Here is a 21,088-nt window from a genome sequence, read left to right as displayed (position 1 = left end):
GCCCGCGAGGTCGGCGACAACCTCGTCTTCATGGACGGCGGCGTCGTCGTCGAGTCGGGCCACCCCCGCGAGGTACTGGGCAACCCCCAGCACGAGCGGACGAAGGCCTTCCTCTCCAAGGTGCTGTGAACGCCGGACGGGGGCGCGGAGTGCTGTCCGCGCCCCCTTTTCGGACGCGTTGCCCGGCCCGGCCCGTTCCGTCGAAAAAGTCATGGGCCGGGATGTCGAGAAGCGATTTCCTGCTCCGTCCCCGGGGTGCAGGCGACCAGAATGGGTCGCACCAGCACCGAGGAGATGCACCATGGCGAAGTACCTGCTGCTCAAGCACTACCGAGGCGCCCCCGCTGCGGTCAACGACGTGCCGATGGACCGGTGGACGCAGGACGAGATCTCGGACCACGTGCAGTACATGAGCGACTTCGCGGCACGGCTCGAGAAGACCGGCGAGTTCGTCGACGGACAGGCGCTGGCGCCCGAGGGGGCGTGGGTGCGGTACGACGGGGCGGGGCGGCCGCCGGTCACCGACGGGCCGTTCGCCGAGACCAAGGACCTGATCGCGGGCTGGATGGTGATCGACGTCGACAGCTACGAGCGTGCCGTCGAACTGGCCGGGGAGCTGTCGGCGGCTCCCGGGGCGGGCGGGAAGCCGATCCACGAGTGGCTCGAGGTGCGCCCGTTCCTGTCCGCTCCGCCCACCATCACGGAGTGACCGCGGGATGAACGAGGTCCTCCTGCGGAGCCTCACGCCCGGCGTGCTCGCCGTCCTCGTTCGCCGCGGAGCCGATTTCGCGGGGGCCGAGGACGCCGTGCAGGAGGCGCTGGTCGAGGCGGTCCGCGTCTGGCCCGACGACCCGCCGCGGGACACGAAGGGCTGGCTGGTCACCGTGGCGTGGCGCCGGTTCCTCGACGCGACCCGGGCGGACACCTCCCGCCGCCGGCGGGAGGACCTCGTCGACCGGGAGCCGGTGCCCGGCCCCGCACGCGCGGTGGACGACACGCTCCAGCTCTACTTCCTGTGCGCGCACCCGTCGCTGACACCGTCGTCCGCGGTCGCGCTCACCCTGCGGGCCGTCGGCGGACTCACCACCCGCCAGATCGCCCAGGCCTATCTGGTGCCCGAGGCGACGATGGCACAGCGGATCAGCCGGGCCAAGCGCACCGTCTCCGGAGTGCGGTTCGACCAGCCCGGTGACGTCGCCACCGTGCTGCGCGTGCTGTACCTGGTCTTCAACGAGGGCTACTCCGGCGACGTCGACCTCGCCGCGGAGGCCATCCGGCTCACCCGGCAGCTGGCGGCCCGCGTCGACCATCCCGAGGTGGCGGGGCTGCTCGCGCTCATGCTGCTCCACCATGCCCGGCGTGCCGCTCGCACCGCGCCCGACGGCGGCCTGGTGCCGCTCGCCGAGCAGGACCGCGGCCGGTGGGACACAAGGATGATCGCCGAGGGCGTCGCGGTGCTGCAGAGGGCGCTGGCCCGCGACCGCTTGGGGGAGTTCCAGGCCCAGGCCGCCATCGCGGCGCTCCATGCGGACGCGCCCAGCGCCGGCGAGACGGACTGGCCTCAGATCGTCGAGTGGTACGACGAGCTCGCGCGCCTGACCGACAGCCCGGTCGTACGGCTCAACCGTGCGGTGGCCGTCGGCGAGGCCGACGGGCCGCGGGCCGGCCTGGCCGCGCTCGCCGCGGTGGAGGGCACGCTGCCCCGCCACACCGCGGTGGCGGCGTACCTCCACGAGCGCGACGGCGACCCGGCGACGGCGGCGCGGCTGTACGCGGAGGCGGCCCTGAAAGCTCCGAACCTCGCCGAACGCGATCACCTGACGCGCCAGGCCGCCCGGATCAACGCCCGGCTGGACGCCGGCCCGTCCGGTTGAGCCGAGAGGCGGGGTGGCTCAGAAGGTCCACCGGGTGTGGCTGTAGACGCCGCCGTCGCGGCCGAATCCGTACGCCGTGGTCGGGGCCACCGCGAACACCACCGCGGCTCCCCGCCGGATCGCGTCGTCGATGCCGTGGAAGGTGCCCTCGGGCGACGTGATGTGCGGGCCGTACTTCGTCTCGTACGCCGTGACCACCTCCTCCAGCCGGGCAGGATCGGAGACCTGCTGGGCCCTGCCCTCGACCACGAGGTCCAGGCCTTCGGTGAGCGCGTTCCCTCCCGTGGTGAGCGCGCAGTGGCCGTCGTGCGCCAGGTTCTTCGCCTTCTGCTCCTCCGGCCCGGTGGAGAAGTACATGGCCCCGTCGTGCCAGGCGGCGATCACGGGGGTGACGTGCAGGCGGCCGTCGGGCCGTACGGTGGACAGCCAGAAGATCTCGGCGGCGCCCAGCTGCCGCTGGGCCTCGGACCACTCGGTGGCGGTGACGTCGGAGGCGCCCGGGCGCGGGTTGAGCGCGGAACTGTAGCGGGCGTCGAGTTCGGTCGTGGGCTGCTTGGCGGATCCCTGCGACGGCATCGTGGGTCTCCTCCCTCTCTCCCGCGTCGGCGCCCGGCGGGGCCGGCGGGTATCGGCGTCGGCTCGCTGCCGAGAGGAACGAGCTGGTGCATCCTCGCCCGTGAGCGCGGCACGGGGCGCCGTACGCGGCCGTCGGACCGGCCGGGGTCACCCGGCCGGTCGCGTGCCGGGGCCGGCGGCGGGTCGGGCGGCCGTGCCGCCGCCGTGCCGGCCCGTCAGGGGGCGGGCTCCGGGGTGGTGGCGCACATCGCCGTGCGGTACAGCGCCGAGAGGGCGTCGTCGATGGGGTGGTGTTGCGGCCGACCGGAGGAGTCCGGCCGGTTCCACCTCTCCAGATTGATGCCGACGGACATCTGGCGCTTGCCGTCGGCCCGGGTCAGGGACATCGTCCGGGCTCCCCACACCGTGCCGTCGTGGCCCCAGAAGGTGCCGCACCCCGGGACGGTGACCTTGTGCAGGCCGAGGCCGTACTGGATGGTCGAGCCGTCCAGGGCGCGGACCGGGATCGTGCGCTGCATCTCCGTCAGCGACCGGCGGTTGACGAGTCTGCCGTCGAGCAGCTTGGCGTAGAAGCGGTTGAGGTCCTCCATGGTCGATACGAGGGCGGCTCCCGTGCCCGTCCAGGACATGTCGTAGACGCTGTAGTCGCGCGGCGGGTCGAGCACGCCGTAGAGGGACTCGTACATCCGTGAGTGCGGTCCGTCGATGCGCGTTCCGGACGGGAACTCGGTGTTCCGTAGCCCGGCGCGTTCGATGACGTGGCGGGTGATGTACACCTCGGCCGCCGTTCCGGTCGTGCGTTCGAGCAGTTGGCCGAGGAGGAGGTAGTTGGTGTTGGAGTAGACCCCGGTGGCGGCTCCCGGTTCGCCGGTGGGAGGCGCCGCGAGTCCGAGCGCGATGAGCTCAGCCGGGCGGAACGTCCTGAACCGGTTGTCGTCGAGGCTCTGGGCCGAGGCCGGCGAGGGGAACGTCTGGAGGGACGGGAACGCGTAGGGGATGTAATCCGGAATGCCGCTGCTGTTGTTGAGCAGCATCCGGACCGTGATCTTCTTGCCGCGCTCTCCCGGCACCAGGAGCGGCAGGTGGTCGCCGATCGGGGCGTCGAGCCGGATCCGGCCCTGTTCGACCTGCTGCATGACGGCGACGGCGGTGAAGGTCTTCGTGATGCTGCCGACGCGGTGGCGCATGTCGGGCCGTACGGGGCGGCCGGTGCCGAGATCGGCGACCCCGGAGGCGCCGCTCCAGGTCCGGCCCGCGCCTGCGGCGACGCCGTCACCGGAGGCGCGTACTTCTGCGTACACTCCCGGCACACCAGCCTGCCGGACCCCTTCCACGGCGGACCTCAGAGCCGCCCGGTCGAGGCCGGTCGACGGGGTGGGGGCTGCGGCCAGCGTGCCCGCGCAGGCAGTCAGTACGGCCAGGGTCGCGCACAGTGCCGTTCGGATCTTCATGGCGTCCGTCCCTTCGTGATCGAATCCATGCGGGTGCTCACTCGGCGAGCGCGCGGCGCAGGGCCCCGGCGAGGTCGGCGTTCTGGCGCTGGGACACGGCGGCGGAGAGGATCGCCTGCGAGCCGTGGAAGGTACCGGGGTACTGGTGCAGCTCCACCGGTACGCCGGCCTGCAGCAGCCGCAGCCCGTAGGCGATGCCCTCGTCGCGATTCGGGTCGAACTCCGAGGTGGCGATGTAGGCGGGCGGCAGGCCGGACAGGTCGGCGGCCCGGGCCGGGGCGGCGTACGGGGTGGCGGGCCGCGGGCCGAGGTAGTGCCGCCACGCCTGGGCGATCTTGCCGCGGTCGAGCCAGGGGGTGTCGGTGAAGTGCCGGGCGGACCAGGTCTCCTGACGGTCGTCGAGGCCGGCCTCGTTGAGCAGCTGGAAGCGGATCGGCGGCCCCTGCTCGTCGCGCGCCCGCAGGGCCACCGCGGCGGCGAGCCCGGCGCCGGCGCTGTGGCCTGCGACCGCGATGCGTTCGGGGTCGATGCCGAGCTCGGCGGCGTGGTCCGCCGTCCAGGCCAGTGCGGCGTACGCGTCGTCCAGGGCGGCCGGGTAGCGGTGCTCGGGAGCTGCGCGGTAGTCGACCGAGACGACCACCGCGGCGGCGCTGTCGGCGATCCGGGCGGCCCACGGGTGCTCGGTCTCCAGGTCTCCCATGATGAGCCCGCCGCCGCGGAGCCAGACGACGGCGCCGCCACGGGCGCGGTGCGGGCGGTAGAGCCGTACGCGAACGGCGGGGTCGCCGGGGACCGTGCGGTCCTCGATGTCCAGGCCGGCGAGGTCCGGTGCGGGGCGCGAGGCGGCCAGCTCGGCGTAGGTCCTGCGGGCGGCCGGCGGGTCGGCCCAGTCGGTCTCGGGGAGGAAGGGGACGAAGGCTTCGAGTTCGGGATCCATGACGACCATCCTCACGGCCGCCGCCCGCCACATCACCCGTCAACTGTCGGACGTCCGGGGCGGATCGGCCGCCGATCGGCGCATGGGGTTGTGGGGCAGGACACCCGGTGCGCCAGGAACTCGGGCGTCGTCCGCGTCGACCCCTTGCACGAGGCGCGGCACACGGGTGGCCGGCGTCACGACCCCACCGAGGAGAGCTGCATGAGTCTGAACCGACGGGGCCTGCTGCGGGCTTCGACCGTCCTCGGTGCCGCAGGCGCGGTCGCGGGCGCCACCGGACCCGCGGCCGCGAGCCGCCCTGCGGGGGCCGGTGCCGGTGCCGGCAAGCCGCTGAGGGTGCACGTCGTCATGTTCGACGGGGTGGAGGAGCTGGACTTCGCGGCCCCGTACGAGGTCTTCTCGGCCTCCCGCTTCTTCACGGACCGGACGGTCGAGGTCCGGTACGTCACCACCTCCCGCCCCGGCTTCGTCAGGGCGTCGTACGGAACGCGGATCGGTGTCGAGCACGGCTGGGCCCCGCAGGAGGCCGACATCGTCGTCGTACCGGGCGGGGGTTACGCCCGCCGCGAGGACCCCGGGGTGTGGGCCGAGATCCGGCGGGGCACCCTTCCGCGCGCGCTGGGGGCGGCGCCCCGCCCCGGCCTCACCGTCGCCGCCCTGTGCACGGGCGTGATGCTGCTGTCGGCCGCCGGGCTGACCCGCGGCCGGCCCTGCACCACCCACCACAGGGCTCGCCCGGCCCTGGAACGGGAGGGCGGCGTGCTGAAGAACGCGCGCGTGGTGGACGACGGCGATCTGGTGACGGCCGCCGGGCATCACCTCCGGCCTGGAGCTCGCCCTGTGGCTCGTACGCCGGGAACTCGGCCCCGACACGGCGACCGGCATCGAGGCCATGCTGGAGTACGAGGCCCGCGGCACGGTGTGGGCCTGAGCCGTCTCTTCCAGATCTCGCCGGGCCCGCGCCGCCCGGCAAGATCCGGAAGAGACGGCCTCGTCCTGTGACCGCACAGCCGGTCGGCGAACGCAGTGGATCAAGCGGTGTGGGACGATTCCGGACATGCGACTGATCACCGACGGAGTCACCCCGGTCCCCCGGATGATGCTGGTCGATGACCTCGAGACGGATGACGGCCGCTTCTGCGAACTGGACGGGCCGCTCTTCCTCGAGGCCGGCGACCGGATCGCCTTCGACGGTCGAACCCTGTCGGTGACGCCGAAGAGCGGCAGGGCCTTCTCCCCCACCGGCGAGTGGGGGATCCGCTGCAGGCGGGGTCGCCGCATGTAGGCGGCGGACCGGGGATCCGTGATCCGGGCCGGCTTCGTCTTCTCCGCGGGGCGCCCGGGGGCTCAGGCTCGGTGGCCGGGTGCGGGGGCGTCCAGGAGGAGGCGCTTCTGCGGCTTGCCCATCGCGTTGCGCGGGATCGCCTCGACGAAGCGGACCTCGCGGGGCCGCTTGTGGACCGACAGGTGGGCGGCGACGAAGTCGGTGAGCTCGACTCCCGTGACGCCCTCGGCGACGACGAACGCGACGATTCGCTGGCCCAGGTCCGCGTCGGGGACACCGACCACGGCCGCCTCCCGCACCCGGGGGTGGTCCAGGAGGGCGTTCTCGATCTCGCCCGCGCCGATCCGGTATCCCCCCGACTTGATCATGTCGGTGGAGGCGCGGCCCACGATCCGGTGGACGCCGTCCTTCTCGTCGACGGCCGCGATGTCGCCCGTCCGGAACCAGCCGTCCTCGGTGTACGCGGCGGCGGTCGCCTCGGGCCGGCCCAGGTAGCCGGAGAACAGGGTCGGTCCGGTCAGCTGGAGTTCGCCGATCTCCGCACCGTCCTCGGCCGCGATGCGGGTCGCGATGCCCGGCAGCGGGGTGCCGACCGTGCCCGGGCGGAGGTCGCCGCCGACCCGGCCGCTCACGGTGATCAGCGTCTCCGTCATGCCGTACCGCTCGACGATGCGGTGCCCGCTCGCACCCTCGATGTCCCGGAAGACCGGGGCGGGCAGTGCCGCACTGCCCGACACCAGGAGCCGGGCCCCCGACAGGGCGGCCGCGGCGTGCGGCTCCCGGGCGATACGGGACCACACGGTCGGCACGCCGAAGTACAGGCTCCCGCCCGCGGCCGCGTACGCCTCGGGCGTCGGCCGTCCGGTGTGCACGAGGCGGCTGCCGGTGCGCAGGGCGCCCAGGACGCCGAGGACGAGGCCGTGGACGTGGAACAGCGGGAGTCCGTGGACCAGGGTGTCCTCGGCGGTCCACTGCCAGGCCTCGGCGAGGGCGTCCAGGTCGGCGGTGATCGCGGCGCTGCTGAGGACCACGCCCTTGGGGGCGCCGGTGGTGCCGGAGGTGTAGAGGATCAGCGCGGGATCCTCGGGGGTGCGTACGGCGGCAGTGGCGGGGGTCCGGTCCGAACGGCGGGCGAAGTCGACCTCGATCGTGCGGGCCCCGGAGTCGCGCAGGATGTGGCCGAGCTCGGCCGGACCCGCGTCGGGCGGCAGGGGGACGCACGGCACGCCGGCGAGCAGCGCGCCGACCACGGCGGCCACCGTCTCCAGGGAGGCCGTCGCGGTCACCGCGAACGCGGGGACCCCCGATTCGGCGAGATCGGCCGCCACCTGGCGGGCGGCCCCCAGGAGTTCCTCGTAGGAGGCGGTACGGCCGGCGACGGTGACGGCGTCCGCGCGGTCCCCGTGGACACCGGTGAGGGCGGTCAGCATGGCGGGCGACTCCGTTCGGCGGTGATGCGGGGTGCTGGGAGGTGAGGGGCTGGGAGGTGACGTGAGGGCCGGGCCAGCCTACGCGGGCCCGAACCGGCCCCCCGCACCCTATGATCGGCGGGACTTGACCGCTCGAAGACCAGTTCTTGGCCTGATTCTCGATCCGGGGGAGCACCACGTGGAAACGGCACGGTTGGCGACGATGATCGCCGCAACGATCACCATCGGCTGGATGAGCGGCCTCTTCTACGGGTTCTCCGTATCCGTGATGCCGGGACTCCGGGTCGCCGGCGACCGCACCGTCATCGAGACCATGCAGCGGATCAACGTGGCGATCCTGAACGGCTGGTTCCTGCTGGGCTACGTCGGTGCGCTCGTGTTCAGCGCGGCCGCGGTGGTGCTCCACGCCGTCGGCAGCGGCGGTCGGGACGCGCTGGGGCCGCTGATCGGCGCACTCGTGGCGTATCTCGCGGCGATGGTCGTGACGGCCAGGATCAACATCCCGCTGAACAACGCCCTGGAACAGGCCGGCCCGGTCGACCGCGTCGGCGACCCCGCAGCGGTCCGCCGCGCCTTCGAAGCGCCGTGGGTACGCGCCAACGTGTGGCGTGCCGTGCTGTGCACGATCGCCCTCGGCCTGCTGGCCTGGGCGCTGGTCCTGCACTGATGCGGGGGCGCCGGGGCCGACCGGGCCGGGGGCCTTGCGTTCATCGGGTGGCGCGGCCGTGGAGGAGCAGGGCGCGGGCGAGGGCGGCCAGGGCGGTGGTGCACAGCAGCGTGCGGATGATGTTGGTGGTCACCCAGGTCGTCCTGAACCGTTCGACGATCCCGAAGTCCTTCATCCCTGCGACGTCGCCGGCGTCCGCGAGCTCGTTGTTGAGGGGGATGTTCACGGTGAAGGTGATGAGCAGGACGACGAGGTAGGCCGCCGCGGCCGCGCCCACCCACAGGGCGACCGCCCGCCGCCCGCCGCGGAACTCCAGGACCGCCGACAGCACGGCGGCCACCAGCGCCAGCAGGAACGCCGTCCCGAAGAGCGGGTTGCCGTCGATGGCCTTGTTGAAGGCGCGCATCGCCGTGACGTACGTCTGGTCGTCCCCGGCCGCGAGCCCGGGCATCACGGAGACGTCGAACGCGAAGAACAGCCCGGCCATCAGGCCCACCAGGACCGTCGAGACGGTCAGCACGGCACCGGCCGGTCGGGGGCCCTTCGCCGGCGGCGCGGTGGGCAGGGTCGGGCTGGGCTGTGCGGGCGGTACGGACGGCGACGGACCGGCAGGCATGCGATGTACGTCCTCTCCCCGATCAATGGCGCGCAACGATGGCGCGTTCCGGACACGAAGGCCCGATCTTGACATCAACTGATCACAATTCCGAGGGAGTTGGGGCGACGTTTGAGCGAATCTTTAGCCTCCTCGCTACGCCAGGAGCACTCCCGGCGCGGCGGGTGGAACTGCGGACCGTCTCGGGGGCCTCCACAATGGGATGAGGGCGCGCGTGCGGCCGCCGGCCGTGCCGCCCGCGACCGCGTCGGCCGAGAGGAACGCCCTCATGCGCGCTGAGTCTCCGCCGACCGCGCGGAGGAAGGGGGCCTTCGTCGCGGTCGCCCTCGCCCTGTTCTGCATCCAGCTCGACTTCTTCGCGCTCAACCTCGCCATCCCCGGCATCTCGGCCGAGCTCGGCGTCACGGTCTCGGCCGCCCAGTGGACCCTGTCCGCGTACATGCTCGCCATCGGCTGCTTCTTCATCGTCGGCGGCCGCGTCGGGGACGTCTTCGGCCGGCGCGGCACTCTGCTGGCCGGGACGGCCCTGTTCGCGCTCGGTTCCGTCGGGTGCGCGCTGGCGCCCGGCCTCGGGCCGCTGGTGGCGGCCCGGGTGGCGCAGGGGGTGGGCGCGGCGTTCGTCTTCCCGGTGTCCGTGTCCGTGATCACCAACACCTTTCCGGAGGAGACCCGGGCCAAGGCCCTGGGCGCGGTGTTCGGCGTCGCCAACATCGGGACCGCCCTCGGGCCCTTCGTGGGCGGAGGCCTCACCGAGGGGCCCGGCTGGCGATGGATCTTCTGGGTGATGGCGCCGCTGAGCGCGCTCTCGCTGCTGATCGCCCTGGTGTACGTACCGGACTCGCGCGACGCGTCGGCGCCGCGCCAGCTCGACCTCCTCGGCTGCGCCCTGATCGTGTGCTCGCTGGCGACCCTGACGCTGGCCGTGGAACGCGGTGACGCCTGGGGCTGGGAGAGCGCCCGTACCCTCGCCCTCTTCGCCGTGGCCGTGGCGGCCGGCGGGCTGTTCGTCGTACGGGAGCGGCGCGCACGGCACCCGCTGGTGGATCTGCGGCTGTTCCGCAACGTCCCGTACGTGCTGGTCACCGCGGTGGGCTCGCTGACGAACATGGGCTACGGCGTCACCGTCTTCCTCGCCACGCTCTACCTCCAGGGCGTACGCGGGCTGTCGCCGCTGATGGCGGGCACGGTGTTCCTGGCCCCGGCCCTGCTGGTGGCGTTCAGCGGGCCGCTCGGGGTGCGGCTGGGCCGGCACATGCGGGCGACCGCGGTGATGGCTCTGGCGGGGGCCGTCGCGGGGACGGGGATGTACGCGCTGGCCGGGGTCGGCGCGTGGTGGCTGTACGTGCCGGTGTTCGCGTGGTGCGGCCTGGGCCTGGGGCTGGGCTGGACCTACTCCAGCGTGGCGACGCAGCAGGTCGTGGCACCGGCCAGGGCGGGCGAGGCGTCGGGCGTCCTGCTGACGTTCCTGGTCACCTTGGGTGCGATCGCGCTGGCGGGGACGGCTGCGGCGATCTCGGCCATGACCCCGCAGCGGCCGCCCGAGGAGGCCTACGACGCGATCCTGCGCCTGGGCGGGGTGGTCATCGCCGCGGCGGCGGTGGCCGTCATGGTCGTACGCCACCGGCTGGTGGCACTGGGCAGGGTGCCGCCGCTGTCGATGCAGGCCGGCGAGGAGCCGCGGCCGCGCCGCGAGGAGGACCGACGGCCCTGAGCCGGTCCGCTGTCGGGGCCGGGCCGTCAGGGCAGTGGGGTGGGAAGCGCGGTCAGGGCAGCGAGGTCGGGCCGCCCGGGGTCACGAGGGCGGTCTCGTACGCGAAGACGACGACCTGGGCGCGGCTGGAGAGGCCGAGCTTGGCCATCGCGCGGTTGAGGTGGGTCTTCACGGTGGCTTCGCTGATGAAGAGCTGCCGGCCGACGTCCGCGTTGGTCGCTCCGGTGGCCACGAGCCGCAGCACGTCACGCTCGCGGCCGGTGACGGTGTCCCATTCCGGGGCGATCGTCCCCGGCGACGCCGGTCCCGGGTGGTACGCCTCGATCAGGCGCCTGGTCACGGTCGGCGCGAAGAGCATGTCGCCCGAGGCGACGGTGTGGATGGCGGCGACCAGCCGCTCCGGGGGCGTCTCCTTCAGGAGGAATCCGCAGGCGCCCGCACGCAGGGCGCTGTAGACGTATTCGTCCAGGTCGAAGGTGGTCAGGACGAGGATCCTCGGTGCGCTGTCTCCCGCCCCGGCCCTGCCGAGGATGCGTTCCATCGCGGTGATGCCGTCGGTGCCCGGCATCCGGAGGTCCATGAGGATGACGTCGGGTGCGGTGGTCTCGGCCAGTCGGACGGCCTCGTCCCCGTCGCACGCCTCGCCGACCACGGTCAGGCCGGGCGCGGCGTTGAGCAGGGAGACGAGTCCGGCACGGATCAGTACCTGATCGTCGACCACCAGAACCGTGGGCATCGGGGGAATCCTCATCGGGAACGGGCGTCCCCGGAACCCGGGGCCGGGCGGCCGTCCGGGCGGTCACCGGTGGTGGGTGCCGGAAGGACGAGTCGCACCTCGAATCCACCGGGGGTGCGGGGGCCGGCGGTGACCGACCCGCCGTAGATCTTCGCCCGTTCCCGCATCCCGATCAAGCCGTGCCCAGCTGTGACCACGGTCTTTGGCCGGAACGCGACGCTGCCTCCGTCGGCGCCTCCCCCGCCGGCGCCCCCTTCGTCGGTGACGGTCACGACGACGGTGCGACTCCCGTAGCGAAGGGTGACGGCGGCGCTGGTGGAACCCGCGTGCTTGAGCACGTTGGTCAGTGCCTCCTGGATCACCCGGTAGACGCAGAGGGCCATGCCCTGCGGGAGCCGCGTGGGAGAACCGACGACTTCCATGGCGACCTGGACCCCTGCGCCCCGCACCCGGTCGAGGAGTCTGTCGAGCAGGTCCAGCCCGGGGGCGGGGGCGTAGGCGCCGTCCCCGGGCTCCCACGCTCCGGGGTCGTCCGGATCCGCCCGCCCTTCCGGCTGGTCCTCCTGGCCGACCCGCAACAGGAAGAGCATGCGTCGCATCTCCTCCAGGGCTTCCCGGCTGGTGTCGGCGATGGTGTCGAGGGCCTGCCGACTGGCCTCCGGGTCGGTGGGGAAGACGTACGAGGCCATGCCGGCCTGCAGCGAGATCACGGACATGTGGTGCGCGACCACGTCGTGGAGTTCGCGCGCTATGCGCACCCGTTCCTCGGTGAGGGCCTGGCGGGCGTTCTCCTCCTGCTGCCGCCGCAGTTGGAAGGTGAGCTCGGCGAACTGCCGGTTCCGTGCGGCGAGTCGGCCCGAGCCGCGGCCGACGACGAACACCACGGCCGGGAACAGGACGGCCTGGGCAAGGACGGTGGGCATGGAACTGTTCTCCGCGTTGGCCAGCCCGGCGTACACCCAGGTCCCGGTCACGACCGCCGCGCACCCGACGGACGTACGCAGGGTGCGGGTCGCCGCCACCGTGTACAGGCCGAGCAGCGGTGGCATCGAATTGACCACGGGCCAGTACCCGCAGGTGATGAACACGACCCACAGCGCGCTGCTGGCGGCGAACGCCGCGACGGGCGCGATCCGGCGGGCGAGCAGCACCAGACCCACCAGAACGGTAAGGACCGCGCCGAGCCCGTCCAACGGCTGCCATCCGACCGGCGGTTGTTCCCGGCCCAGCAGAAGTCCCGCGCCGGCGTAGCCCAGCGCGAGCGCCACGTCGATGGCCAGAGACCGGTACCGGTGCGGATTCGGGAACAAGAACGGGAACGGGAACCGATGTCCGTGGTCTTCCGCGAGCCTGTCGCGCAACTCCGATCCAGCGTGCATCGGCGCAGCCTACGGGCCGTGGCCCGGCAGGGCCATGAACCTTTGGCACGACGTGCTCCTACCGCGTCCGCATGCCCCCGCTACCGCCGGAGTTGCAGATTCGGGCACCGCCACCCGCGAGCGGTGGAGATCCGGATCAACCCGGTGCGTGCCGCGCGACCGCCTGCGGGCCGCCTAGCTTTCTGTCTCGCCGAGCCGCGGGACCACACAGCGGCGGCGGCGCGCAAATCAATCCTCTGCATCCCCTGGAAAGGGAGTCACAGCCATGACCATCGTCGTGAAGCGTGCGCTCTTCGGAGCCTCCGCCCTCGCCTCCGCCCTCGTCGTCGGGCTGGCCGGCACGGCAAGCGCCGCCACCATCGGCTTCAACAAGACCTCCACCAGCGGCAAAGCCGAGGTCGGCGGCACGTACGAGTACCACGTGTCGGGCTCGGTCCCCGGTTCTCAGGAGAAGCTCTATGCGGGGTCGTTCCAAGGCGCCTACGCCAAGGACAAGGTGGCGGGCGACGGGTACGAGGCCGTGCTCGCCCTGGCCTACCAGGACTGGGTGGGCGGTGCCTGGGTGTCGGTGAAGAACAAGGTGGCGGTGGTCAACGGCTCGAAGAGCTGGACCTTCAAGAACAAGAAGGACGTGAAGGCGTACGCCTGCGACCGCAAGGTGGGCACCACGAAGCTCGTGAACTGCCGCGCCGCCTTCTAGTGCTGTGGCTGCGAGGGGTGGGCACGGCCGCGGCTGTGCCCACCCCCTCGCAGCCTGTTTGAATGGCCGCGTCGAAGTACGGGGAGTACGCGGCCCCGTCCTCGCGGGGGCCGACGAGGTGGAGTGGATCTGCCACGGGGGACGGATCCGGGAAGCGGTGGTGCGGTTCGGCCCGGACGCGCGGCGGACACCCTCGCGCGCGTCCCGGTGCGCAGGGCCACCGTGCTTCCCTCCGGTGCGTCGCTCGTGGAGCGCCGCGACCTGTAGGTGCCCGACCCCGCCGTCGTCCACGCCGGTCCGGTCGGCGAGTTCGCCCGCGAAGCGGCCGGCGGTCCCGTCGAGGGGGCGGATCTCTCCTCACCTCCGACGAGCTGCACCGCACGCCCTTCGCCGTCGCGTACGAGGTCGGGGAGACGCTTCCCGTCGACGGCCCGGGTCTCCCAGGAAGGTGACGACCGGGCCCGCGGGCCGATTTCGGCGACCGCCGCGCGTTGTCCGGCACAGTGCGGGCAGGCGCGGTACATGACGACTGCGAGTACGACTGCGAGTGCGAGTGTCGTGGACGCCCCGATCTGGGTCCACCTGGCCGTGATGGCGGCGGCGATCCTGATCCTGGTCTACAACCTGGCGAGGGACGGCCGGTAGCCGGTAGCCGGTAGCCGGTAGCAGCCGCCGGAAGTCGGCAGGCGGTCACGCTCAGAGCCGGCGCTGTGCGGCTTCCAGGCTGTCGCCGAGGCCGCTGTTGAGGCGATGGCCGCATCGGGCGCATGGCGGTGGATCAGGTTCAGGATCTGTTCGAGAGCGGGAGCAGTTGCTCTGCCTCGCGGATGCCTGCGCCGACCACCACCACATCCCAGTGACGCGCCGTCAGCAATTCGACGAGGGTGGCTCCGCCGCGCCGCCGAAGAGGACCGTCGTCATCGCCATCGCCGCGTCGATGCCGGGTATCCCCTGCGGGTCGTAGCCGATGACAAGTACGGAGGTCATGCGGCCCAACGTACCGAGGCCTGCCCGGTCATGATCAACCGGACAGGCCCGATTCGGCCACCTCGTGGACTACCAGTAGTGGCGTCGGCCGCCGACCGCGTGCCCGGCCGAACCCAGGATCCACAGCGCCGCGCCCACCACGAGCAGGATGACCCCGAGGGTCCACAGGACGGAGACCCCGGTCAGGAATCCGATGAGCAGGAGGATCAGCCCGACGGCAATCATGAGTACCTCATTCTCGCGTTGGTATGTCGGCGGAACGGTTGGAACCGCCGTGGCGCTTCAGACGCCGTCTGCCCGCGAAAACCGCCCCTATCCGCGCCGCTCCCGATTCCGCGCGACTGATTGGAGCGGGTCCTGCCGGGCAGACGCAGGAGCGCGCGTACGGCGCACGACCACACCCTCACGAGCGAAGGACACCGAGGTGAAACGCATGGAGCGGAAGGCGTCCGAAGCAGAATCCGAAGGCTCCGGGCCGACGCCCCGGAAGCCGGACCCGACTCCCCGGGATCCTGCGCACGCGCAACGCGGCCCTCGGCCGGGTGAGCCGCGTCCCGGTCCCGCCGAGCCGTCCACCGGCGACCGGCCGGCGGCAACCGAGCCGCCCGACTAGCGCGGCGAGCCGGACGGTCCACCGCGCGTTGCGGGGCACTCCCGGCGGACGCATGGTGGGCAGTGCATTCCCCCTCACTCAAGGAGCACCTCGTCATGAGCAAGGCAAAGGGCAAGGCCAAGCAGATCAAGGGCAAGCTCAAGGAGACCGCAGGCGACGCGATGGACGACAAGCGCATGCAGGCGGAAGGCAGCGCCGAGCGGATGACCGGCAAGGCGGAGGAGAAGGCCTCGGAGGCTGCGGACAGGACCAAGAAGGGCATGCGCAGGTCCTGACCGGCGCACCCCCGCACGACACGACCGAGGAGGGGGCCGGGCCCGTCCGAACGACGGGCCCGGCCCCCTCCCCTGTCACCCCGACGGCGGATTCCGGGGCACCGGAGTCCCTTCGGCACCGTCCTCGTCATCCAGACCTGGCTCGTCGGCGCGGGAGTCGTCGTCTTCGGCGGGGCGCTCGTGGGCCGGCTGGTCCACGACGAGGGGGTGCGCCGGACCCCGCCGGACGGGTGAGGCACAGCAACATGGCCGGTTCATGTCTGGCGGACGACGGTAACGGAAAAAGTTTTCCGCGGACGCCCATCGGATGGCCGTTCGCTGGGAATGCTGCGTGTGATCTCCCGCCCCTGCCCGACGCCCCGTCAGAGCGTCGCCCGGGCGGGCCTTCCGTTCTGCGCCCTCGGGAGGTAACACGTCATGCATTCCACCCCCACTCCGCCCGCGTCCCCCAGCCGGCGCGATCTCCTCACCGGCCTCGGCCTGGCCGCCGCCGCGCCGCTCCTCCTCGGTGTCACCGACCGCCCCACGTCCCAGACCTCCCCGCCCGGTCGGCCCGCGCCGGCCGGCGGGACGATCCTGCTCCGTGGGGCGTCCCTCGTCCTCACCATGGACCCCGCCATCGGCAGCGGGCCCCTCGGGGCCGTCGAGAACGCCGACGTCCTGATGCGGGGCGGCGCCATCGCCGCCGTCGGCCCGGCTCTCCAACGACCGTCCGGAGCCCGGGTGGTGGAAGCCTCGGGCAAGCTGGTCATGCCGGGGTTCGTCGACACCCATACGCACCTCTGGCAGGCGGTGATCCGCGGCGGCTGTACCGACCGCGACCTGTTCGGCTGGTTCGCGGGGTGCACCGACCCCCAGCGCGGACGGCTCACCGCCGCGACACTCCACAGCTTCGTACGGCTCGCCGCCCTCGACGCCGTCCAGTCGGGCGTCACCACGCTGGTGGACTGGGTCGACATCTTCGCCTACGACCTCGTCGAGAGCTACGTACGCGCCCTGGCCGGCACCGGGGTGCGCTTCACGTACGCGATGTTCCCGCCCAAGCCGGACGCGGTCCTGGTCTCGAAGGTCAAGCAGGAACTCGTCGATCCGGTGCCCCTGGGCTCCTTCCATGTGGCCACGCACGCGGCGCGGGCCGTCCAGGACCTCAACCGGGCGCACTGGGAGGCCGCCCAGGAGCTGGGCGTCATGCTCAACTCCCATGTGCTGGAACGCCCCGAACAGCGCGCGGACGACCCCATCGGGGTCCTCGGCGACATCGGCGCGCTGGGCCCGCGGCTCCTGATCAACCATGCCGTCCACCTGACCGACGACGAGATCGCCGCAGTCGCCGAACACGACGTACGGGCGGCCCACTGCCCCCTGAGCAACATGCGGCTGGCCTCCGGCATCATGCGGCTGTCCGAATTCAGACGGCGCGGCGTGAAGGTCGGACTCGGCCTGGACGGCGGGACCAACGACAGCTCGGACTTCCACGCGCTGATGAAGACGGCCATCGGCCTGCAGCGCGCCCGGGCCACGGACGCCGGGGTGTTCCCGCAGGTGCAGGACGTCTTACGGATGGCCACGCTGGGCGGCGCCGAAGCACTCGGCATCGCCGACCGGGTGGGCTCGCTGACGCCGGGAAAGCGGGCCGACGTGGTCGTGATCGACCCGGCCGCCCTGAACTTCGCACCGCGCTTCGACTGGGTCGGCCAGATCGTCTTCAACGGGCGGCCCGAGAACATCGACGCGGTGTTCGTGGACGGACGGGCGCTGAAGTTCGACGGCCGGCTGGTCGACGTCGACACGGACCGCGTCGTCCGCGAGGCGGAGGCGGCCGCCACCCGCCTCCGCACGGCCGGATAGTACGAGCGCCGGGCCCCGCTCCCTCGCGCACCGCACCAGCGGTGCCGGGCGGCGCGGGCCCGGCACGATCCGGAAGACGCGTCTCAGGCCGTCCGCCGGTTCTTGCGGGCGGTGAGCTGTCCCTGGACGTAGGCGTCCGTCTCCGGTGCGTAGGGGCCGCCGTGGTCGAAGAGCAGGTCGGTGATCCGTCGCCATTCGGCCACTTCCGCGCGGGTCCGGGTGTCCGCCGCGTCCAGGTCGCCCGCGGATTCCTCGGCGGCCTCCAGCGCGTCCGCAGTCTGGTGGTGCGTCATGCCCGTGGCCAGTCGGCGTACCCTGTCGCGGACCGCGCGCTCCTCGGGGGTCGGCTCGTGCGGTTCGTTCGTCGCGGTCGCGGCGTCCTGGGTCATGGATGGTTCGCCTTCCGTCACCGGGCCCGTTCACGGCCCCTCGCTCACCTTCGACTACCCGCGGCGGCCCGTTTCATCTCCGGTGGCCCGGGCAGGCCCGCACCACCTCCCTCCAGGAGTCATGCATGACACGCTCGCTCGACGGCCTCTTCTTCTTCCCCGCCGCCGATCAGGCCCCCGGCCAGGTCGGCCGGCGGACCCGGTTCGAGTACCACGAACGCGACGGTCTCGTCTGGGCCGACTACGCGGGCGGAGACGTGGTCAAGGGACACCTGATCGGCACCCGGGCGGCCGACACCGTCGACTTCCGCTACGTGCAGCTCCGCATCGACGGCACGACCGCGTCCGGGCACTGCACCTCGCTCGTGACCGAACTCCCCGACGGCCGCCTGCGCATGGAGGAGACCTGGACCTGGGAATCCCAGGAGGGCAGCGGCGCCAGCACGGTGGAACAGCCGCTGGACTGACCCCGCGGCGGGCCCCCGACCAGCACGTCTCTTTTTCCAAGACGCTTCTGTCCACGATGCGGGCGTGGTCTTGCTGAGGGGGCCGCCTTCGGCGAGTATCCCTATCAATCCGATAGGGAAGGTGGGGTTGAATTGCCGCGCGGCTTCCTGCCACGACGCTGTTGCTGTCGGCGCCCGCCGAACTCCCCGCGCCGCTCCTAGCCGGGCGTTCCGGCCGGGCGGGCCCGCCGCCCGCACGTGTGCCGCCGCATCGCCCCCCTCCCCCGGTCCCTCACCCGGTCCCCTTTCCCCGTGCTCCACACCCCGCCCGCCACCAGGCCGCGGCCGTCCGACAACGTTCCGGAGTAGCCCCATGACCACCGCCGTTCCGCATGGCCCCGCCCTCCGCCCGGTCCCAGCGCCGCGCCACGGCACCCCGGCCTGTCGGTGAAGTCCGTGGCGACGACACCGAGCACGGCCGCCGTCCGGCCGGGCGGCGAGCAGCGTGCGCTGCTGCGTACCGCCCGCGATGTGGCGGACGACCTCGCCGCGGACGCCATCGCCCGCGAGCAGGCGGGCCGGCCGCCGACCGACGAGAGGACCCGGCTGCGCGAGGCCGGGCTGCTCGCCGCCCTCACCCCGCCCTCGCCCGGCCGCGGCACGGACTGGCGTACCGGATGCGCCGTCATACGGGAGGTCGCCGCGGCGGACAGCTCCGTCGGTGACGTCCTCGCGCGCCACTACGTGCACACCTGGAGCGGCCGGTTCTACGCGAGTCACCACCACGCGGCCACCCTTGAGGAGGCGTCGGTGCGCGAACACTGGCTGTGGACCGGGGCGGTCCGCGCGCCCGTACCCGACGGGGACGGCGTCGACGGGCCGGATCTCACGCTGAGGCCCCGCAACACCGGCTACGTGCTGAACGGGCGCCGGTCCGTCGACACGGCGGTGGCCGTAGCCGACCAGATCGTGCTGGACGCCGTCTGCGCCCTGACCGGTGTCGTGCTGGTGGTACGGGTCTCGCCACGCATGCGGGGCGTGACCGTCGAGGCCGCGCACGACCGCCTCGGGCAGCGCGTCGCCGGCGCGGGCGAGGTCGTCCTCGACCGGGTCACCGTGACACCGGGCCAGGTGCTGGGCCGTCGCCCTGACGACGAGGAGTCGACCGCGCCCTTCACCGCGCTGGCGGAGCCGGCGCTCCGGCTCGCCCTGTGCCACGTCGTCCTCGGCATCGTCGAGGGCGCGCTCACCGAGGCACGGGACCTCAGCAGGGGCGGCCGCGCGCACCGGCTGCCCGGCGAGGACCCCGACCTCCTGCTGACGTACGGGGAACTCGCCTCCGCCGCCCACACCGCCACCGCGGTCGTCGAGCGGGCGACCGAGGCGATGGCGCAGGCCCTCGACGCGGGTATGCTCCTCGACGCCGAGGAGCCCGCGGGCGTGGCCGCCCTGGTGGCCACGGCCGAGACGGTGACGTCCCGTGCAGCCCTGCACGTCACCACGCGGGTGCTGGAGCTCGCCGACGCGCCTGGCCTGGACCGGTTCTGGCGCAACGCCCGCGTCCTGACGGCCCACCGCCCGGCCGCGCACCGCCTCCGCTCCATCGGCGAGCACTACCTCAACGGCTCGCACCGCGCGGTGGCGGCGGCCTTCCACTGACGTGCGGGCGGGCGGCGGCGCTCCGCCGCCCACCCGCAGGACGTGGACCGAAGCCGTACGGGATAATGTGCGCATGCGGATCTCAGCCAGGGCGGACTACGCGGTACGTGCCGCACTGCAGCTCGCGGTGTCGAAGGACGGCGGGCCCGTGAAGGCCGAGGCCATCGCCGATGCCCAGGACATCCCGCACAAGTTCCTCGAGGGCATCCTGAACGACATGCGCCGGGGCGGTCTCGTCCTCAGCCAGCGGGGCGGCAACGGCGGCTACCGGCTGGCCAAGCCCGCCGGGGCGATCAGCATCGCGGACGTGATCCGCGTCGTGGACGGACCCCTCGTATCGGTACGCGGAGTCCGCCCTCCGGACCTGTCCTACACCGGCCCCGCCGAGTCACTGCTCCCCCTGTGGATCGCCCTGCGGTCCAACGTGCGCGAGATCCTCGAGGGCGTGTCCCTCGCCGATGTGGCGGCTTCCGACCTGCCGGCTGACGTTTCCGCGCTGACCGACGTTCCCGACGCCTGGACCAATCCCTGAGCCAGGGCCCACGGCCAAGCCCCTCACCTGCACGTTCTCAGAGATCGAGACCAGCCCGTCCACTATATGGGCAACCCCTTGGGGCGCGTGGCGCCGTCTGCCAATATGCCTACCAGCCAGGTAGGAAAACTAGGGATTCAGGGGTGAGGTGACCATGCGCACGCTGCATCACGCAGGCCTTCTGCTGCCCCGTCTCACCACCCGCCGGCACATCGATCTGGTCCGTACCTCCAGCGCCATCTGTCAGCCTGCCTGACACCGTGCGCGGAGCCCCGCTCCGCGCCCAGCGCACCGTCGTGCGCTACGCCGTCCCGCTCCCGGTCGGCCGGACGGGACCTCTCGGCCGACCTCGCCGCCCCGCAGCACCTTCGAGCGCGGCGTGTGATGTACGGCGGCTCGACATCCGCCGCTTCGGCATCCGCGACACCTCCGGTCCCCGCCCACGACGGCGGTCCCACCGCCGACCGGCAGTGGGCGCCGCGCGTGCCGACGACCTCGCACGGCGCGCTCCGCATGCACGTATCTCCACGGCTCCGAATCTCCACGGCTCCGTTCTCCACCGCTTCCCGAAGACCCTCCCCGTGAAAGGACACCTCCGTGTCTGCCGCCAGACCGCTCATCACCCTGCGCGCCATCGCCGTCACCGCCACGCTCCCCCTCCTCCTGACGGCCTGCGGCTACGGTTCCGAGGCGAAGAAGGAAGACGACAAGGCCAACGTCGCAGCCACCGACGGCAAGAAGCTGTCGGCGTCCGAGGTCCGTATCGGGTACTTCCCGAACCTGACGCACGCCACCGCCCTGGTCGGCATCCAGGAAGGCCTGATCGAGAAGGAGCTGAACGGCACCAAGATCAAGCCGCAGACCTTCAACGCCGGTCCGTCGGAGATCGAGGCGCTCAACGGCGGCTCGCTGGACATCGGTTTCATCGGTCCCTCGCCGTCGATCAACGGCTATGTGAAGTCCAAGGGCTCCAACCT

General features: G+C 72.5%; 22 protein-coding genes and 3 pseudogenes. 16 read left to right on the top strand and 9 right to left on the bottom strand.

Translation table 11 applies throughout. The annotated features are described in order from the left end of the window. The 3 genes and pseudogenes from E6U81_RS38030 to E6U81_RS38020 all read left to right on the top strand — a co-directional run. Positions 1 to 129 (top strand): annotated as a pseudogene (locus tag E6U81_RS38030) (ectoine/hydroxyectoine ABC transporter ATP-binding protein EhuA); the annotation flags it as partial. Between the two features lie 172 nt (positions 130 to 301). Beyond that, complete coding sequence (locus E6U81_RS38025) at positions 302 to 709, top strand: YciI family protein (RefSeq protein ID WP_136234560.1); 408 nt, start codon at positions 302 to 304, stop codon at positions 707 to 709. Positions 710 to 716: 7 nt separating this feature from the next. Further along, positions 717 to 1,874: a DUF6596 domain-containing protein gene (locus tag E6U81_RS38020; protein ID WP_136234559.1), complete on the top strand. Its 1,158-nt coding sequence runs from the start codon at positions 717 to 719 to the stop codon at positions 1,872 to 1,874. Between the two features lie 18 nt (positions 1,875 to 1,892). On the opposite strand, the gene E6U81_RS38015 is transcribed toward E6U81_RS38020, so the two are convergent. The 3 genes from E6U81_RS38015 to E6U81_RS38005 form a co-directional block, all read right to left on the bottom strand. Further along, positions 1,893 to 2,450, bottom strand: a complete 558-nt coding sequence (locus E6U81_RS38015; protein ID WP_136234558.1) for a pyridoxamine 5'-phosphate oxidase family protein — start codon at positions 2,448 to 2,450, stop codon at positions 1,893 to 1,895. A gap of 215 nt (positions 2,451 to 2,665) precedes the next feature. Beyond that, positions 2,666 to 3,901, bottom strand: a complete 1,236-nt coding sequence (locus E6U81_RS38010) for a serine hydrolase domain-containing protein (protein ID WP_136234557.1) — start codon at positions 3,899 to 3,901, stop codon at positions 2,666 to 2,668. A 37-nt stretch (positions 3,902 to 3,938) separates the two neighbouring features. Then, positions 3,939 to 4,838, bottom strand: coding sequence for an alpha/beta hydrolase (locus tag E6U81_RS38005; protein WP_136234556.1), 900 nt, complete (start codon positions 4,836 to 4,838; stop codon positions 3,939 to 3,941). Between the two features lie 207 nt (positions 4,839 to 5,045). Here E6U81_RS38005 and E6U81_RS38000 point away from each other — a divergent pair. Both E6U81_RS38000 and E6U81_RS37995 read left to right on the top strand, forming a co-directional pair. Next, positions 5,046 to 5,769: pseudogene (locus E6U81_RS38000) on the top strand (DJ-1/PfpI family protein). A gap of 126 nt (positions 5,770 to 5,895) precedes the next feature. Next, positions 5,896 to 6,123, top strand: coding sequence for a hypothetical protein (locus tag E6U81_RS37995; protein ID WP_136234555.1), 228 nt, complete (start codon positions 5,896 to 5,898; stop codon positions 6,121 to 6,123). A 62-nt stretch (positions 6,124 to 6,185) separates the two neighbouring features. On the opposite strand, the gene E6U81_RS37990 is transcribed toward E6U81_RS37995, so the two are convergent. Further along, positions 6,186 to 7,553 (bottom strand): acyl-CoA synthetase, encoded by a 1,368-nt coding sequence (locus E6U81_RS37990; protein ID WP_136234554.1) that lies wholly within the window; start codon positions 7,551 to 7,553, stop codon positions 6,186 to 6,188. A 178-nt stretch (positions 7,554 to 7,731) separates the two neighbouring features. On the opposite strand from E6U81_RS37990, the gene E6U81_RS37985 reads away from it, so the two are divergent. Then, a complete protein-coding gene (locus E6U81_RS37985) occupies positions 7,732 to 8,220 on the top strand; it encodes an anthrone oxygenase family protein (RefSeq protein ID WP_136234553.1) in 489 nt (162 codons plus the stop codon). A 40-nt stretch (positions 8,221 to 8,260) separates the two neighbouring features. Here E6U81_RS37985 and E6U81_RS37980 read toward each other — a convergent pair whose 3' ends face one another. Then, a complete protein-coding gene (locus E6U81_RS37980) occupies positions 8,261 to 8,836 on the bottom strand; it encodes an anthrone oxygenase family protein (protein ID WP_136234552.1) in 576 nt (191 codons plus the stop codon). A gap of 268 nt (positions 8,837 to 9,104) precedes the next feature. Between E6U81_RS37980 and E6U81_RS37975 the strand changes: the two genes are divergently transcribed. After that, positions 9,105 to 10,547, top strand: coding sequence for an MFS transporter (locus tag E6U81_RS37975; RefSeq protein WP_168714863.1), 1,443 nt, complete (start codon positions 9,105 to 9,107; stop codon positions 10,545 to 10,547). Positions 10,548 to 10,599: 52 nt separating this feature from the next. Here E6U81_RS37975 and E6U81_RS37970 read toward each other — a convergent pair whose 3' ends face one another. Next, positions 10,600 to 11,283 (bottom strand): response regulator transcription factor, encoded by a 684-nt coding sequence (locus tag E6U81_RS37970; RefSeq protein WP_136234550.1) that lies wholly within the window; start codon positions 11,281 to 11,283, stop codon positions 10,600 to 10,602. An 11-nt stretch (positions 11,284 to 11,294) separates the two neighbouring features. Next, positions 11,295 to 12,662, bottom strand: coding sequence for a histidine kinase (locus E6U81_RS37965; RefSeq protein ID WP_136234549.1), 1,368 nt, complete (start codon positions 12,660 to 12,662; stop codon positions 11,295 to 11,297). A 265-nt stretch (positions 12,663 to 12,927) separates the two neighbouring features. Between E6U81_RS37965 and E6U81_RS37960 the strand changes: the two genes are divergently transcribed. Then, a complete protein-coding gene (locus E6U81_RS37960; RefSeq protein ID WP_136234548.1) occupies positions 12,928 to 13,362 on the top strand; it encodes a hypothetical protein in 435 nt (144 codons plus the stop codon). Positions 13,363 to 13,884: 522 nt separating this feature from the next. Continuing rightward, complete coding sequence (locus tag E6U81_RS41865) at positions 13,885 to 14,007, top strand: hypothetical protein (RefSeq protein WP_276615843.1); 123 nt, start codon at positions 13,885 to 13,887, stop codon at positions 14,005 to 14,007. 411 nt (positions 14,008 to 14,418) lie between these two features. Here the strand turns inward: E6U81_RS41865 and E6U81_RS40335 are convergent, their stop codons facing one another. Beyond that, the gene (locus E6U81_RS40335) at positions 14,419 to 14,574 is read right to left on the bottom strand and encodes a DUF6131 family protein (RefSeq protein WP_168714862.1); all 156 of its coding nucleotides are present in this window, start codon (positions 14,572 to 14,574) and stop codon (positions 14,419 to 14,421) included. Positions 14,575 to 15,057: 483 nt separating this feature from the next. Between E6U81_RS40335 and E6U81_RS37950 the strand changes: the two genes are divergently transcribed. The 3 genes and pseudogenes from E6U81_RS37950 to E6U81_RS37940 all read left to right on the top strand — a co-directional run bounded on the left by E6U81_RS37950 (position 15,058) and on the right by E6U81_RS37940 (position 17,085). Further along, a complete protein-coding gene (locus tag E6U81_RS37950; RefSeq protein WP_136234547.1) occupies positions 15,058 to 15,237 on the top strand; it encodes a CsbD family protein in 180 nt (59 codons plus the stop codon). 111 nt (positions 15,238 to 15,348) lie between these two features. Next, positions 15,349 to 15,471 (top strand): annotated as a pseudogene (locus E6U81_RS41550) (ribonuclease BN); the annotation flags it as partial. A gap of 183 nt (positions 15,472 to 15,654) precedes the next feature. Next, positions 15,655 to 17,085 (top strand): amidohydrolase family protein, encoded by a 1,431-nt coding sequence (locus E6U81_RS37940; RefSeq protein WP_240804255.1) that lies wholly within the window; start codon positions 15,655 to 15,657, stop codon positions 17,083 to 17,085. A gap of 83 nt (positions 17,086 to 17,168) precedes the next feature. Here E6U81_RS37940 and E6U81_RS37935 read toward each other — a convergent pair whose 3' ends face one another. Next, the gene (locus E6U81_RS37935) at positions 17,169 to 17,474 is read right to left on the bottom strand and encodes a hypothetical protein (RefSeq protein ID WP_240804254.1); all 306 of its coding nucleotides are present in this window, start codon (positions 17,472 to 17,474) and stop codon (positions 17,169 to 17,171) included. Between the two features lie 125 nt (positions 17,475 to 17,599). Here E6U81_RS37935 and E6U81_RS37930 point away from each other — a divergent pair, with 125 nt between their 5' ends. The 4 genes from E6U81_RS37930 to E6U81_RS37915 form a co-directional block, all read left to right on the top strand. Continuing rightward, on the top strand, positions 17,600 to 17,941 hold the full coding sequence (locus E6U81_RS37930) for a hypothetical protein (RefSeq protein WP_136234546.1): 342 nt from the start codon (positions 17,600 to 17,602) through the stop codon (positions 17,939 to 17,941). A 435-nt stretch (positions 17,942 to 18,376) separates the two neighbouring features. Further along, the gene (locus E6U81_RS37925) at positions 18,377 to 19,579 is read left to right on the top strand and encodes an acyl-CoA dehydrogenase family protein (protein WP_136234545.1); all 1,203 of its coding nucleotides are present in this window, start codon (positions 18,377 to 18,379) and stop codon (positions 19,577 to 19,579) included. Between the two features lie 73 nt (positions 19,580 to 19,652). Next, positions 19,653 to 20,111, top strand: coding sequence for an Rrf2 family transcriptional regulator (locus E6U81_RS37920; RefSeq protein WP_136234544.1), 459 nt, complete (start codon positions 19,653 to 19,655; stop codon positions 20,109 to 20,111). A 597-nt stretch (positions 20,112 to 20,708) separates the two neighbouring features. Further along, positions 20,709 to 21,088 (top strand): ABC transporter substrate-binding protein (locus E6U81_RS37915; protein ID WP_168714861.1); only part of this gene is annotated, 380 nt, incomplete at its 3' end.

The sequence above is a fragment of the Streptomyces sp. A0592 genome (assembly GCF_004795115.1).
Taxonomy (GTDB): domain Bacteria; phylum Actinomycetota; class Actinomycetes; order Streptomycetales; family Streptomycetaceae; genus Streptomyces; species Streptomyces erythrochromogenes.
The sequence above is the reverse complement of the archived record's forward strand: the minus strand, read 5'-3'. Positions and strand labels throughout refer to the sequence as shown.

Excerpts from the sequence above, each read along its gene's own strand:
- E6U81_RS37965 (WP_136234549.1), bottom strand. The coding sequence starts at position 12,662 with ATGCACGCTGGATCGGAGTTGCGCGACAGGCTCGCGGAAGACCACGGA.
- E6U81_RS37980 (WP_136234552.1), bottom strand. The coding sequence starts at position 8,836 with ATGCCTGCCGGTCCGTCGCCGTCCGTACCGCCCGCACAGCCCAGCCCG.
- E6U81_RS38020 (WP_136234559.1), top strand. The coding sequence starts at position 717 with ATGAACGAGGTCCTCCTGCGGAGCCTCACGCCCGGCGTGCTCGCCGTC.
- E6U81_RS37975 (WP_168714863.1), top strand. The coding sequence starts at position 9,105 with ATGCGCGCTGAGTCTCCGCCGACCGCGCGGAGGAAGGGGGCCTTCGTC.
- E6U81_RS40335 (WP_168714862.1), bottom strand. The coding sequence starts at position 14,574 with ATGATTGCCGTCGGGCTGATCCTCCTGCTCATCGGATTCCTGACCGGG.
- E6U81_RS37930 (WP_136234546.1), top strand. The coding sequence starts at position 17,600 with ATGACACGCTCGCTCGACGGCCTCTTCTTCTTCCCCGCCGCCGATCAG.
- E6U81_RS41865 (WP_276615843.1), top strand. The coding sequence starts at position 13,885 with ATGACGACTGCGAGTACGACTGCGAGTGCGAGTGTCGTGGACGCCCCG.
- E6U81_RS37940 (WP_240804255.1), top strand. The coding sequence starts at position 15,655 with ATGCATTCCACCCCCACTCCGCCCGCGTCCCCCAGCCGGCGCGATCTC.
- E6U81_RS37935 (WP_240804254.1), bottom strand. The coding sequence starts at position 17,474 with ATGACCCAGGACGCCGCGACCGCGACGAACGAACCGCACGAGCCGACC.
- E6U81_RS38025 (WP_136234560.1), top strand. The coding sequence starts at position 302 with ATGGCGAAGTACCTGCTGCTCAAGCACTACCGAGGCGCCCCCGCTGCG.
- E6U81_RS37920 (WP_136234544.1), top strand. The coding sequence starts at position 19,653 with ATGCGGATCTCAGCCAGGGCGGACTACGCGGTACGTGCCGCACTGCAG.
- E6U81_RS38010 (WP_136234557.1), bottom strand. The coding sequence starts at position 3,901 with ATGAAGATCCGAACGGCACTGTGCGCGACCCTGGCCGTACTGACTGCC.
- E6U81_RS37950 (WP_136234547.1), top strand. The coding sequence starts at position 15,058 with ATGAGCAAGGCAAAGGGCAAGGCCAAGCAGATCAAGGGCAAGCTCAAG.
- E6U81_RS37970 (WP_136234550.1), bottom strand. The coding sequence starts at position 11,283 with ATGCCCACGGTTCTGGTGGTCGACGATCAGGTACTGATCCGTGCCGGA.
- E6U81_RS37990 (WP_136234554.1), bottom strand. The coding sequence starts at position 7,553 with ATGCTGACCGCCCTCACCGGTGTCCACGGGGACCGCGCGGACGCCGTC.
- E6U81_RS37960 (WP_136234548.1), top strand. The coding sequence starts at position 12,928 with ATGACCATCGTCGTGAAGCGTGCGCTCTTCGGAGCCTCCGCCCTCGCC.
- E6U81_RS38015 (WP_136234558.1), bottom strand. The coding sequence starts at position 2,450 with ATGCCGTCGCAGGGATCCGCCAAGCAGCCCACGACCGAACTCGACGCC.
- E6U81_RS38005 (WP_136234556.1), bottom strand. The coding sequence starts at position 4,838 with ATGGATCCCGAACTCGAAGCCTTCGTCCCCTTCCTCCCCGAGACCGAC.
- E6U81_RS37995 (WP_136234555.1), top strand. The coding sequence starts at position 5,896 with ATGCGACTGATCACCGACGGAGTCACCCCGGTCCCCCGGATGATGCTG.